At 50.0% G+C, this 12,649-nt stretch carries 13 protein-coding genes, 2 tRNA genes and 1 CRISPR repeat array (1 of these 16 running past the window's edge); of the genes, 5 read left to right on the forward strand and 10 right to left on the reverse strand.

Annotated elements, in window-relative coordinates:
* Positions 1–2,771: a CRISPR direct-repeat array (repeat unit 37 nt; unit sequence CTTTCTGCCATCCTTCGGGGTGGCAGTGGATTGAAAC) (it extends 1,192 nt beyond the left edge of the window).
* A 63-nt stretch (positions 2,772–2,834) separates the two neighbouring features.
* The 10 genes from IPN28_03165 to IPN28_03210 all read right to left on the reverse strand — a co-directional run bounded on the left by IPN28_03165 (position 2,835) and on the right by IPN28_03210 (position 9,368).
* A complete protein-coding gene (locus IPN28_03165; protein QQS57839.1) occupies positions 2,835–3,923 on the reverse strand; it encodes a tyrosine-type recombinase/integrase in 1,089 nt (362 codons plus the stop codon).
* Positions 3,902–4,408 (reverse strand): helix-turn-helix domain-containing protein, encoded by a 507-nt coding sequence (locus IPN28_03170; protein QQS57840.1) that lies wholly within the window; start codon positions 4,406–4,408, stop codon positions 3,902–3,904. The genes IPN28_03165 and IPN28_03170 overlap by 22 nt, the downstream gene beginning before the upstream one ends.
* On the reverse strand, positions 4,401–4,592 hold the full coding sequence (locus IPN28_03175) for an AlpA family phage regulatory protein (protein ID QQS57841.1): 192 nt from the start codon (positions 4,590–4,592) through the stop codon (positions 4,401–4,403). Before IPN28_03175 ends, IPN28_03170 begins: the two co-directional genes overlap by 8 nt.
* A 139-nt stretch (positions 4,593–4,731) precedes the next feature.
* Complete coding sequence (locus IPN28_03180) at positions 4,732–5,454, reverse strand: hypothetical protein (protein ID QQS57842.1); 723 nt, start codon at positions 5,452–5,454, stop codon at positions 4,732–4,734.
* A 364-nt stretch (positions 5,455–5,818) separates the two neighbouring features.
* The gene (locus tag IPN28_03185; protein ID QQS57843.1) at positions 5,819–7,045 is read right to left on the reverse strand and encodes a tyrosine-type recombinase/integrase; all 1,227 of its coding nucleotides are present in this window, start codon (positions 7,043–7,045) and stop codon (positions 5,819–5,821) included.
* 170 nt (positions 7,046–7,215) lie between these two features.
* Positions 7,216–7,290 (reverse strand) — tRNA-Gly (locus tag IPN28_03190).
* 130 nt (positions 7,291–7,420) lie between these two features.
* Positions 7,421–8,653 (reverse strand): CoA transferase, encoded by a 1,233-nt coding sequence (locus IPN28_03195; protein ID QQS58519.1) that lies wholly within the window; start codon positions 8,651–8,653, stop codon positions 7,421–7,423.
* Between the two features lie 15 nt (positions 8,654–8,668).
* A tRNA-Gly gene (locus tag IPN28_03200) sits at positions 8,669–8,734 on the reverse strand.
* Between the two features lie 95 nt (positions 8,735–8,829).
* Complete coding sequence (locus IPN28_03205; protein QQS57844.1) at positions 8,830–9,114, reverse strand: hypothetical protein; 285 nt, start codon at positions 9,112–9,114, stop codon at positions 8,830–8,832.
* Entirely contained in the window at positions 9,114–9,368 is a 255-nt protein-coding gene (locus tag IPN28_03210; GenBank protein QQS57845.1) for a hypothetical protein, read from the reverse strand. The genes IPN28_03205 and IPN28_03210 overlap by 1 nt, the downstream gene beginning before the upstream one ends.
* 182 nt (positions 9,369–9,550) lie before the next feature.
* Here IPN28_03210 and IPN28_03215 point away from each other — a divergent pair, with 182 nt between their 5' ends.
* The 5 genes from IPN28_03215 (at position 9,551) to IPN28_03235 (ending at position 12,635) form a co-directional block, all read left to right on the forward strand.
* Positions 9,551–10,099, forward strand: a complete 549-nt coding sequence (locus IPN28_03215; GenBank protein ID QQS57846.1) for a prolyl-tRNA synthetase associated domain-containing protein — start codon at positions 9,551–9,553, stop codon at positions 10,097–10,099.
* An 87-nt stretch (positions 10,100–10,186) separates the two neighbouring features.
* Positions 10,187–11,158: a co-chaperone YbbN gene (locus tag IPN28_03220; GenBank protein QQS57847.1), complete on the forward strand. Its 972-nt coding sequence runs from the start codon at positions 10,187–10,189 to the stop codon at positions 11,156–11,158.
* Between the two features lie 7 nt (positions 11,159–11,165).
* Positions 11,166–11,336: a Trm112 family protein gene (locus IPN28_03225; GenBank protein ID QQS57848.1), complete on the forward strand. Its 171-nt coding sequence runs from the start codon at positions 11,166–11,168 to the stop codon at positions 11,334–11,336.
* A 19-nt stretch (positions 11,337–11,355) separates the two neighbouring features.
* Complete coding sequence (locus tag IPN28_03230; protein ID QQS57849.1) at positions 11,356–12,324, forward strand: hypothetical protein; 969 nt, start codon at positions 11,356–11,358, stop codon at positions 12,322–12,324.
* Between the two features lie 80 nt (positions 12,325–12,404).
* Positions 12,405–12,635: a hypothetical protein gene (locus IPN28_03235; GenBank protein ID QQS57850.1), complete on the forward strand. Its 231-nt coding sequence runs from the start codon at positions 12,405–12,407 to the stop codon at positions 12,633–12,635.
* The last annotated feature ends 14 nt before the right edge of the window (positions 12,636–12,649 follow it).

The raw sequence follows: 12,649 nt of genomic DNA on the forward strand, positions 1-12,649 counted from the left end.
ATTTCTTGGGTTTTTGCTTGGCGAGACTTTCTGCCATCCTTCGGGGTGGCAGTGGATTGAAACGCGTCTTTGAAAACGATCCTGTAGTTCATGGTTTCTTTCTGCCATCCTTCGGGGTGGCAGTGGATTGAAACCTGATCTGCTCAAGCATGAGAACAACGTGCGCGGCTTTCTGCCATCCTTCGGGGTGGCAGTGGATTGAAACCTCGTAAATCCAGCCCGAATTCGAATTCCTGATCCTTTCTGCCATCCTTCGGGGTGGCAGTGGATTGAAACCGCCTGCCGGATCGACAATGATGAAGCGCCAGAGCTTTCTGCCATCCTTCGGGGTGGCAGTGGATTGAAACCGCCATCTCTTGACCATCTCTGCGATTGTTTGGCCTTTCTGCCATCCTTCGGGGTGGCAGTGGATTGAAACCATCGCCGAATTTCTTGGGTTTTTGCTTGGCGAGACTTTCTGCCATCCTTCGGGGTGGCAGTGGATTGAAACGCGTCTTTGAAAACGATCCTGTAGTTCATGGTTTCTTTCTGCCATCCTTCGGGGTGGCAGTGGATTGAAACCTGCTGTTCAGGTCGAAAGCGAATTGACTTCGTCTTTCTGCCATCCTTCGGGGTGGCAGTGGATTGAAACTTGTGGTGGGCAATCGCCGCCGCCCAGAACAGGCTTTCTGCCATCCTTCGGGGTGGCAGTGGATTGAAACCATTGTACGTGACCACGACTTAAACCTATCGGCCTTTCTGCCATCCTTCGGGGTGGCAGTGGATTGAAACGCGCTAGCTCAATGGTGAGCCGATCAGCGGCCATCTTTCTGCCATCCTTCGGGGTGGCAGTGGATTGAAACTCTTTCGCGGCCGAAAAGCTCGAAAGTGCCCTAACCTTTCTGCCATCCTTCGGGGTGGCAGTGGATTGAAACTCGTATTTCGCATATTTTGAGATCAGTTTTCCGCTTTCTGCCATCCTTCGGGGTGGCAGTGGATTGAAACAGGGCTTAGGGTTATTGACTGCATGGGCGTCTCCTTTCTGCCATCCTTCGGGGTGGCAGTGGATTGAAACATTGGGAAATGAATACAAATATTGAAAAAGTATTCTTTCTGCCATCCTTCGGGGTGGCAGTGGATTGAAACTTGCCGCCTGCGCTAGCGATGCCGCCTGCGCGGCCTTTCTGCCATCCTTCGGGGTGGCAGTGGATTGAAACTAAGATCGGCTCTTGAAAGCGGCGATTGTTTTACCTTTCTGCCATCCTTCGGGGTGGCAGTGGATTGAAACCATATGGTGGCGTACGCACGAAATGGAAGGGCAGCCTTTCTGCCATCCTTCGGGGTGGCAGTGGATTGAAACATGCACTCATACGTGCCCAGGCGCTACTCGCTCCCTTTCTGCCATCCTTCGGGGTGGCAGTGGATTGAAACACATCAACTTCAGCATATTGTCCGGTTTTACCACGACTTTCTGCCATCCTTCGGGGTGGCAGTGGATTGAAACGCTAAAATTATCAAACCCAGCAAGGAAGCCGCAGACTTTCTGCCATCCTTCGGGGTGGCAGTGGATTGAAACCACGTGTAATAAGTATTCGTGCTTGTCCCGTCTCTTTCTGCCATCCTTCGGGGTGGCAGTGGATTGAAACTTGCTTCCGGGCTGCTTCAGCAGCGGCGGCTTTTCTTTCTGCCATCCTTCGGGGTGGCAGTGGATTGAAACTTGAAAAGAGGTTTTTAAGAGCCTGAACAGCGGGCCTTTCTGCCATCCTTCGGGGTGGCAGTGGATTGAAACAAGAGCGCGTAGACGTTCGCGTCTATCTCGTTTCGGGTCTTTCTGCCATCCTTCGGGGTGGCAGTGGATTGAAACGAGCTTGGTTAGAGAGTAGCGACGAAAAGCGCCAGCTTTCTGCCATCCTTCGGGGTGGCAGTGGATTGAAACAGGCTAAAGTCACGGTTTCTACCGATGACGGTAACCTTTCTGCCATCCTTCGGGGTGGCAGTGGATTGAAACCTTACATTAAGCGGTATTGTGGGTTAACGGGAAGCTTTCTGCCATCCTTCGGGGTGGCAGTGGATTGAAACATACATAGGCGTGTACCCAAAGACACCATCAGGAGTCTTTCTGCCATCCTTCGGGGTGGCAGTGGATTGAAACTAAGGCAGCAGAAGGATCGGAGCCTCCATCAAAAGACTTTCTGCCATCCTTCGGGGTGGCAGTGGATTGAAACATGATTCACCGCCTTCCGCCTTGGCGATTGCTGCCTTTCTGCCATCCTTCGGGGTGGCAGTGGATTGAAACCTGTGTGGAGAGTGTTCACAATCCGCAGGTGGTTCTTTCTGCCATCCTTCGGGGTGGCAGTGGATTGAAACTTGTCTTTTGCCATGCTGAGATTTCCTTTTTGCTCTTTCTGCCATCCTTCGGGGTGGCAGTGGATTGAAACTTGACGATATGGGGAAGACCAGCGCGGGGACAGACTTTCTGCCATCCTTCGGGGTGGCAGTGGATTGAAACTCAGGCGTTCGACTACGGAATCGCAATGACTATACTTTCTGCCATCCTTCGGGGTGGCAGTGGATTGAAACGAACTGGAGACCGTACAGGTGATTGTTGTCGGTCTTTCTGCCATCCTTCGGGGTGGCAGTGGATTGAAACTGCCTTTAGAGGGGTCTTTTAAGGCTGTTGATCGCTTTCTGCCATCCTTCGGGGTGGCAGTGGATTGAAACATGTGCTCCTCCTCTCTCTTGAGAACCTTGCGCCCTTTCTGCCATCCTTCGGGGTGGCAGTGGATTGAAACGCTCTCAAGTTTGCCGCGATTAGTAACGACAGACTTACTCGCAGTATGTATGGTGCAAAACATTCACTTACACGCTCTGCGGCTCACTTCCTTCAAAAGCTCCTCCATAGACACATTCTGCAAATCGGCATGACCTTCCCCAATGCCTAAAATCGCATTGCGCTGGGTTTGTATATTGAGTGTCCCGTATGCGTTATAGGTCGTCATAGCGTGTTCGTGCCCGATATTCTGGCTGATCGCTTTAACCTGAATCTGGCTGCAATTCTCCATCGCCCAGATGACCAGCATTTTGCGGAATGAATGGGGTCGATAGTAGGGCAATCCAGCCTTTAAAAACGCCTCTTTGAATATGCCCCTCACCGGGCTCGCATTGCTCCAGTGTTCCCGCGATAATCCGGCTGAGACGAATATCATTTTTTCAGGATCAGAGATAACCAGCTCTTTCGGGAAGATAGGATCATGATCCTTGAACCCAAGCGTATCCCGCGCATAATTAAGCCAGTCTGTAAATATCTCCTCCCAGAGCGGATCAAAAGCCATAAAGACGGTCGTAATACCCTTACGGTTCTTGGTTTTAACATGGCGCGGGTCTTGCCAGATTTCGCGCTTTACAAGGTCTATGTCTTTCATTTTGAGGCTGATAAGAGCAGCGTCCCTAACTCCTGTTAAAGCCACAAAAGCGATGATAGCCCGGTTGCGCCGTTCAATATCCGCCCCATACGGCATGGATAGAAGGGCTTTTCGCACCTCCTCGATAGTGGGCACAGGCAGTTCCCGCGTGGCGCGTCCAGACCGCTCATCATTATTGGAGAGGCGGAGATAAGCCACGGCCTGCCCATCAACTTTGCGGATACATTGAGGATGAACGGCCAGCCATTTGAAGAACTCGCGCACATTGCTTAAAACATGGCTGATGGTTGAGACGCTCAAAGGCTCGGCGTTCTGATTTATCTTTTTCATAAGCCAGCGTTTAAAGTCTTTGGCTTGCTGGGCGTTAAAGGTCGTAAAGTCCTTCTTCCCGGTGAATTCTTCAAACAGGTTAATCGCCTTCCACGCGGCATCGACGGTGCGCTGTTCCTTATGCGCCCCATGGAGTAAGGCATCCTCATACTCCTTTTTCAGACGCTCGTTTAAGGGGTTAAATTCAAGCATAGTTGCTCACCCTCCTGAAGTTGACATTTACGATGCGAGGAGTGCTTTCCATTATGTTGCTTCATGGCATCGTGAAGATATGCGGCCAAAGGGTGTTTTTCTGACCAATCCTCCAACTTTATCGCCTTGTTAATTTTGCCTTTGCAGCCCGCACATTTGGCTTGGAAAAAAAGCGCTCCGTTGGGCTGGCTTTTAATTTTTGCACTGCCTTTTTTGGGCGTACGCGAGACTCGACATTTGCAGCAATACACTTCATCAGGCAATGTAGGTTTTTTGCGCTTGGCCTTCTTTTTGGTCAGGAAAGACTTCAGGGCGCTGCTATGGATGAGGAAGGGGCGGGTTTTGGGAATCCTCTCCAATCCTTCATCCTTAATCCAGCGGCGCACGGTGGCAACGTCTATACCAAACAAATCGGCAATCTGCTCGACGGTGTAGGTATAGTTCTCCTTGACCAAGCGCACGTTGTAGGTGCGTTTCTTAACCATGGCTTTTGATCAGTTCCCGAATATCTTCAACCCGCCACGCCGTAATTTTTTCGCTCAACTTGACGCCTTTTGGAAAGCGCCCATCTTTCACGCCCGCCCACCATGTGGATTTGCTGACTGGAAAAACCTTTAAAACTTCTGGCAATCGAACAAAGCCAGTTTCAGGAAGAATTTGGTTATGCATCGAGGTTCTCCTTTGTTTTATTAAAACCAAGGAAAGCCTAAGCGGTATCACATAATCTGAGATAGATGGGCAGGTTACGAAAACTAACCCCATCAATATTGTTAAACCCTACCTATGAATTTCAGGAAACAACCATAATTTAGAATGGAATCTCATCAAAAATTTCATCAAGATCAGCAGCTATAGAACCAAAAATCTTTAATTTTTGCGGCTTTTGAGCGGGGGTGGGTGAGTTATCCTGAACTATACTGTGGTTAGGCGTCTTAGCTGCCCCTCCCTCAGGCTTCCAGTTCGCAATCTTACATATTTCCTGAATCCCCGTTTCATTCGGGGTTCCGTCTTCTTTAGTCAGCCCATACTTATTCGCATTTTCTCTCAGCCATTTCTCTAAGGCTTGTTTTGGAGTCCTTCCACTTAGAGCAGATTGATCCTCAGTAATAGCCTTCCAAGCATAAATAGATGCAGCAAGCTTAGGAGCGAAAAAAGAATTCCTCGGATTAAGATAGTCCTCAAAAATACTACCTTCTGGAAAGAAAAAACCTTCCTTTAAGCCTCGTTGACCTAAATATTCACGTAGAGAATCTACCAATAAAATTGATAGATCAATATCGAGGATGGGCTTATCCAAAAGGTTGCCGCGATAGTCAAAATTTTCATAAGCTAAAGTGCCCACTATATGTTTTGACAAAGCCGCATTTATCAGAGCTGTTTTCAAAGCGCCATAGCCTGTTGGAAGGCTTGCACGTTTATGGTTTTCAACTTGGTAACTAGTTTGATTTTCAGGATCATAACCCAATATCAGCATAATTGACTGAAAAATGGACAAATGGTCACATAGTCGCCAATAATCTGAGCTTTGCATTCTAAAACCGAGTTTTTTACTGACCTTGCAATACTAGGCTTTTTTTCGAAATTTTCCAACTATTACGGTCCATTAAGATACTATGTTGTGCAAAATAAAACTTGGCTTTACAATCAACAAATGCAAGACAACAACGCTGTAAAATCGCCAACTTACAAAAACATCCAAAAATGGGTAAAGGATAATTATGGCTTCATCCCTAAGACATGCTGGATAGCCCACTGTAAGGAAATGTGTAATCTTCCTGTCGCCAAGGCTCCCAATCGTCAAAACACTGCTAGGATGGTGCCGTGCCCAAAAGAAAAGCAAGAAGCGATTAAATCTGCCTTCAAGCATTATGGCCTGATATAGCCTGCCAAACAGGTTAGCGGCGTAAAGCTATAAATTTCGCCTCGATAATTTTACCGCCCTGTGCAATGTTATCCAGATAATCCGCCCATTCCTGCATCATCTTTTTCCGCTCATCCAAAAACTGGGCGCGGTCATAAGCACGTTGCACCATGCTTTGCGGGGCGTGGGCAAGCTGACGGTCGATAACCTCATGGCGATAGCCGAGCTTTTCCTTAATCGTCGTCATCGCCAAAGCACGAAAGCCATGCCCGGTCATGCGTCCTTGAAAACCCATGCGGCCAAGCCCCTTCAAAATTGTATTATTGCTCATGTGCTTGCGCGGCGAATGATGCCCCGGAAATACCCATTCCCATTTTTCATTACGCTCTTTGAGGTCTTGAAGCATCTCTAAAGCTTGGCGGGAGAGGGGGACAATATGCTCGTTTCGCATTTTCATGCGTTCAGCAGGAATCACCCATAGCGCATTGTCTAAGTCAAACTCACTCCATTTTGCCTCGATCAGTTCTTTGGTCCTTACAAACGTCAACATCAGAAGTCGAATGGCTAAACGTGTATCGTTGTGAAGCCGTGCATCGTTGGCGTTCAGCGCGTGTAAAAGTTCAGGAATTTCCTTGATTTCAAGGCAAGCATAATGGCCTTTTTTCACAGGCTGTAAAACGGCCCCGATTTCTGCGGCTGGATTTGAGTTGGCAACCTCATGAATGAGGGCATGGCGGAAGATTTGGCTGCAATATTGCCGTAAGCGGTGGGCAGGTTCATAAGCTCCACGGTTTTGCACCTTTTTGAGTGCGGCTATAACATGAGAGGGCTTGATTTCGGTAATCGGCATACTGCCAATTTCAGGAAAAATATCTCTTTCAAGGCGGTGCAAAACCGTATCTGCATGGCGTTTTGTCCATTTGTGCTTATGAGTCTCATGCCACTCTACGGCTAAAGCCTTAAATGTGTTTTCCGCATTTCGTGCCGCCTCTTTCTTACCTTCCTGCTTTTGGCTGGAGGGATCGACTCCTTGGCTAAGGAGTTTCTTGGCTTTCTCACGTCCATCACGCGCTTCAGCCAAGCTGACCGTAGGGTAAATGCCCAGAGATAGGCGCTTTTCTTTACCGTGCATCCGGTATTTCATGCGCCAAAGTTTGCTGCCCGTTGAGGTGACTTCAAGATAGAGTCCTCCCCCGTCTGCAATTTTATAGGGTTTATTTTTGGGTTTTGCTGATTTACACGCAGTATCTGTAAGCTTCATCTTGCCTCCTGCCCGATGCCCCCACGCATTTTCAGAATGCCCCCAAAAGTGCCCCCTTTTTGTTCGTATTTGGGGGCATCGCATTGGATTGCATAAGACGAAAGTGTAAAGAGAAAACCTTTGAAGCTCAAGGTTTTCTGGACGTTTTCGGATTATATCGGGTGGATAAATGGAGCGAGTGAAGGGCTTCGAACCCTCGACCTATACCTTGGCAAGGTATCGCTCTACCCCTGAGCTACACTCGCTTGAACGCCAGTTAGACGGTCATAAGACCCCTATATATAAAATCTTTCGCGGGAATTGCAAGCCTGAAATGAGAGAAGGCGGAGAGTGGCCTAATTCAGGCCGCCCGCGCCGGGGAGGGTATAAAAAGCGTTAGGGCGTCTTCGCTCTTTCGATGACCCCGGCCTTTTCCAGCTCGTCCAGCCGTTCCGCGCTCAAATTCAAAACTTTTCCAAGCACGTCCTGCGTATCCTGACCAAGGACGGGCGGGGGAAATTCATAAGAAACAGGGGTTTGCGAAAATTTGAGGGGACTCCCGACCAGTTTTATAGGTACGGAATTCTGGATATGCTCCATGGAAATTTCCATTTCACGGTGCTGGACCTGCGGCATCGCAAAAACTTCGTCAATCCTGTTCACCGGTCCGCCCGGAATATCCGCCGCGTGCATTTTCTCAACCCAGGCGGCGCTTGTCTCACTCTTCAGTGCCTCTTCGATCATCGGGACAAGCGTATTCCTGTTAAGCACACGGTTTTTATTCTTCGCAAAACGCGCGTCGAGCGCCCATTCGGGTTTTCCGATCATCATGCAGAACCGCGCAAATTGTTCGTTATTGCCAACGGCGACCACGATATAGCCGTCTTTCACCTGAAAGGCCTGATAGGGGACGATCGTGCTGTGCGCGTTGCCCAGACGCGGCGCGATTTGGCCATGTGTGAGAAAGTATTGTGCGAGGTTCGTGAGCGAGGCAAGCGTGCAATCAACCAGCGCCACGTCGACAAGCTGTCCTTCACAGGTGCGTTCGCGGTGATGAAGCGCCGCCAGTATTCCGATCGCGGCGTTCAGGCCTGTGATAATGTCACTGAGCGCCACCCCCACCTTCATCGGCGGCCCGTCCGGTTCGCCCGTCACACCCATCAACCCGCCCATCGCCTGCGCCATCAAATCGTAACCCGGCTCCTCCGCCAGCGGTCCGCCCCGGCCGAACCCTGTGATCGAACAATAAATCAGCTTCGGATATTTGTCCTTCAGCTGCGCGTAACCCAGTCCGTATTTCTCCAGCCCGCCAACCTTGAAATTCTCGATCAGAATGTCCGATGTTTGAAGCAGTTGATGAATAATCTGCTGGCCTTCCTCGGTTTTGATGTCCACGGCCACCGATTTTTTATTGCGGTTGATGGAAAGGTAATAAGCACTCTCATTCGTGTCGTTGCCGTTACGGTCTTTTAGAAACGGCGGCCCCCACAGGCGTGTATCGTCGCCCGCGCCGGGTTTTTCGATCTTGATGATCTCCGCGCCAAGATCGCCCAGTATTTGCGTACAATACGGCCCCGCCAGAACACGGGAGAGGTCAAGGACGCGGATATTTTGAAGCGATTTCTTCACGGCCATATCGTGTGAATCAATGAAGGGCGTCGAACCCTCGACCTATCCCCTGGCAAGGGTTCGCTCTCCCCCTGAGCCACACACATATTTAAAGCCATCGGATGGTCATAAGACCCCTATTTATAAAATCTTTCGCGGGAATGGCAAGCTTGAAATATGAGAGAGCAAGAAAGCGGTTAGTAAAGCCCGCCAACCTGCACCAGCGGCACGCTGTACCCGATCGGCTCATGGTTGGGGAAGAGGGAATAGATCATGATATTCGGGCTGGCCTCTACGCGGTTGGTCATCGGCGCGGGCACTTCGTAATGCATCAAATCCTCGTCCTGCTCTTCATCGAAATAGACCAGCATGAACAACCGCTGGTCGCGGTAATATTCCACCCGGCATACGATATCCGGCAGGGGTCGGTCACTGACCATCATCACTCCCCCGTCATGCAACAGTCCAAGCTCGATATTCATCACGTCAACCCCGGAAGTTTGGCGGTGATCGCATACTGGTCATCAGTCCTGGGAGTTTTGGGGGCGGCTTCAGGTTCGGGCAGGGACTCGCTCAAAGCCTTCTCGATCATCGTTTCCCGCCCCTGCAGGCGTCCGGCGAGAGAGACGGAGTCAAATCCGCGGTCAAGGCTGTTGGCAAGAGATTGGTTGTCAAGGGGCGCCACGCCCACTTCGGCCATGCGCTGAAGATAATCTTCAGATCCTTGAAAAGTCATCACAAAATTCCCCACTCACACGATTCTTGTGTTGAATTATGACGCCAAAACCTTAAAAAAGGGCTAGGACGGAAGCGTCCGGGCCTTAAAAGTTAATTTTGTCATAATAATTTATTCTAGCGTGCATCATTATGGAATTGCACGAAAAAAGTAAACAATAGCAAATAAAAAGGGAATTACCCGTGCAAGCACAAGAAAATCAAGGCTTACAGGAGGAGGCGCTACCCACCTCCCCGGAAAAACTCTTCGAAATCCTCAAGAATCTGGGAATTTCCTACGAACTCCATCTCCATGCGCCGATTTTTACCGTGGAGGAGGGTGAGCATCTGAAGGCCTCCATCCCCGGAATCCATTGTCGTAACCTGTTCGTGCGCGACAAGAAGGAGGAGATGTTCCTCGTTGTCGCCGCCAACGAAACCCGAATCGATATGAAAAAACTGGCGGATGTTCTGGGCTGCGGCCGCCTCTCCTTCGGCTCCCCGGACCGCCTTTGGCGCCATCTGGGCATCCGCCCCGGCTCGGTCTGCCCGTTCTGCATTATCAACGACACCGACAAAAAGGTCAGGATCATGCTCGACAAACAGATGATGCAGGCGCAGCGCATGAACGTCCACCCGCTCGACAATGCCATGACGGTCGGCCTGTCTCCTGCAGACCTGATCCGCTTTATCGAACACGTCGGCCACAAGGCGGAAATCGTCGATCTTGCCCCCGCCGCTCCGGACGCTTGAATTCCGCACAAGACTTTTGCTTTTTGCCCGCAGATGGTTTAGCTTCGCGGAGAAAATGAAAAGAAGAAATTCAAGGAGACTCCCCGCATGATCTTCAGCGGAAACTGGAAAGCCAAACCCGTCAAAAAAGCCGAGGAGAAAATGGACCCCGTTCCTCTTCCCCCTGTAGGTGGAATGCTTGATCCCGTTTACGATGTCTCGACCCCGGAGTTCGAGGACAAGGTCATGCGCGCCTCTCTGCAGGCGCCGGTGATCGTCGATTTTTGGGCGCCGTGGTGCGGCCCCTGCAAGCAACTCATGCCGATCCTTGAAAAAGTCGTGCGCGAAGCCAAGGGCGAGGTTTTGCTCGCCAAGGTCAATATCGATGAGAACCAGCAACTCGCTGGTATGCTCCGCATCCAGTCGGTCCCGACCGTCTACGCCTTCTTTCAGGCGCAGCCCATCGACGCCTTTCAGGGCAACATCCCCGAAAGCCAGATCCGTGAATTCGTCAGTGCGCTCATCAAGCTGGGCCGCAACAACCGACCCGACGCCATCGACATTCCCAAGGCGCTCGAAGCCGCCGCCGCCGCCTTGGCCAAGGGCGAGATTACGGAGGCGCAATCCCTCTATATTGATATCCTTCAGCAGGATCCTGAAAACGCGCCCGCCTATGTCGGCATGGTGCGCTGCTTCCTTGCCGCCGGGGATATTGAGCAGGCCGAAGGCATGATCGCAAGCGCCCCCGAAGCGATTAAAAAGGACCGTAATTTTGCCGAAGCGAAATCCGCTCTCGAGATTGCCCAAAAGGCGCCCGTCGGTGCGCTCGGCGAACTGGAGGGCAAAGTCGCCGCCAACCCGAAGGATCATCAGTCCCGTATCGATCTCGCTCTGGCTTTGTACGGGGCAGGAAAAAAGGAATCCGCAACCGATCAACTCCTGGAGGCGATCGCCATCGACCGCAACTGGAACGAACAGGCCGCCCGCAAGGAACTGCTTAAACTCTTCGAAGCCATGGGCCAGACCGACCCGGTAACAATCGAGGCGCGCAAGAAGCTCTCCTCAATTCTGTTTTCGTGAGGGCAAGATGGACGTCGACCCGAAGCTCCTTGAAATCCTCGTCTGCCCGATGACCAAGGCGCCGCTGCGCTACGACCGCGAAAAGCAGGAGTTGATCTCCGATCAGGCCAAGTTGGCCTACCCGATCCGCGACGGCATCCCCATTATGCTCCCAACCGAGGCGCGGGCGCTGGATTAATTATTAAGAACAACATTTTATGAGATATTGGCTAAAAAGAAAAATTGAGGATAAAACTGTTAGCTTACTGATAAGCGAACTAAAAATGGTTTTGAAAAATATGCCTCTATCCAAAAGGGCGCAAATATTTGCAATTAGCCAACTTGAACGGGTAAGACATGAAGCTTCTGGATTTCCTGTAGGAGTTTTCGAACAGCCTTTCAATTTTTCACGCGACAAACTGTATGAAATATTTGATGGACTAAATTCTGAACGTATAAATGCTTCCCTGCAAAACAAACGTGTTTTAAAAAACTTAAAAACGCGAATGGGTAGGTATGCAAGCCAAGTTATATCTGAGAACCCGGAAGCGTTTGAAAAGCCAAACTACCCCATCCGCGCACTAGAATTATGGATGTGTACTGTTGGTGGCGGTATTCTCCCTGAACGTAGAGCGGACATAACAACTATTTGGAATCTTTTTCAAGAGAGTTTGCCGCAAATAGAAGAAGCTATTAACCAGTTAATAACTGAAAGCAAAGCCAATATCGCAATATTTGGAGAAGAAGGTTACTACGATAAAATAGACCCTGCGGCTTGGAGGTCGTGGTGTGATTTCGTTCCAAAGCCATACAATACTGAATTATTTTCGGCTGTTGATACATTTGGTGACACATACGTCTACAGAATTTTTGACTCAATTTTGGCTATTTTCTGCAAGCATCTTGGGCAGGAAAAAGGTGAGGAAGCCATGCTCTGTTTCTCTCTATTCAATAGAGGCCTTCCTATTTCCGAAAGATTGGATTTTGATGCTCTAACCGAAACATACATAAAAGCTCAACTAACTCCAGAGGAAGCCGCCTTGTCAGTAATTAGTAAAACAGCAAGTTTATTTAAAGAAAAAAGAAACAGCAAAAATTTAACACAAGATCAGATTAAGGTAGCTGACAGCTTTTCGCTTTCATTAAAAAAGGTTCTCGAAGCAGAAAGCCACCAAAAGATTTATTAAAAAACCCTGTATTTTTGCCTTTTTCCGCTTTTTGTGCTGAAATAGAACAAAGGGCAGAAAAATTAATCGGGTGAATCTCTATGATCGAAGGCCTCGGCAACTCCCTCCGCGCATTCTGGCAACGTCATGTCCGGCGAGTGACTCCCGTTGCGGGCGTCGAGAATGAGGGCGTCGAAACCGGAGAAAGCCGGGAACGCGAACGCTTTTCATCCCGCAAGGCCGCCGAGGCGGAAACCCATTATCTTTACGGCCCGGACGGAAAACAAAAACCCGTCGAACCCGAAGGCCACAATCTCGATGAGATCGGGTAGCAGGCGCACACCAT

It is taken from the genome of Alphaproteobacteria bacterium, from assembly GCA_016699735.1.
Classification (GTDB): domain Bacteria; phylum Pseudomonadota; class Alphaproteobacteria; order Micavibrionales; family Micavibrionaceae; genus JAGNKE01.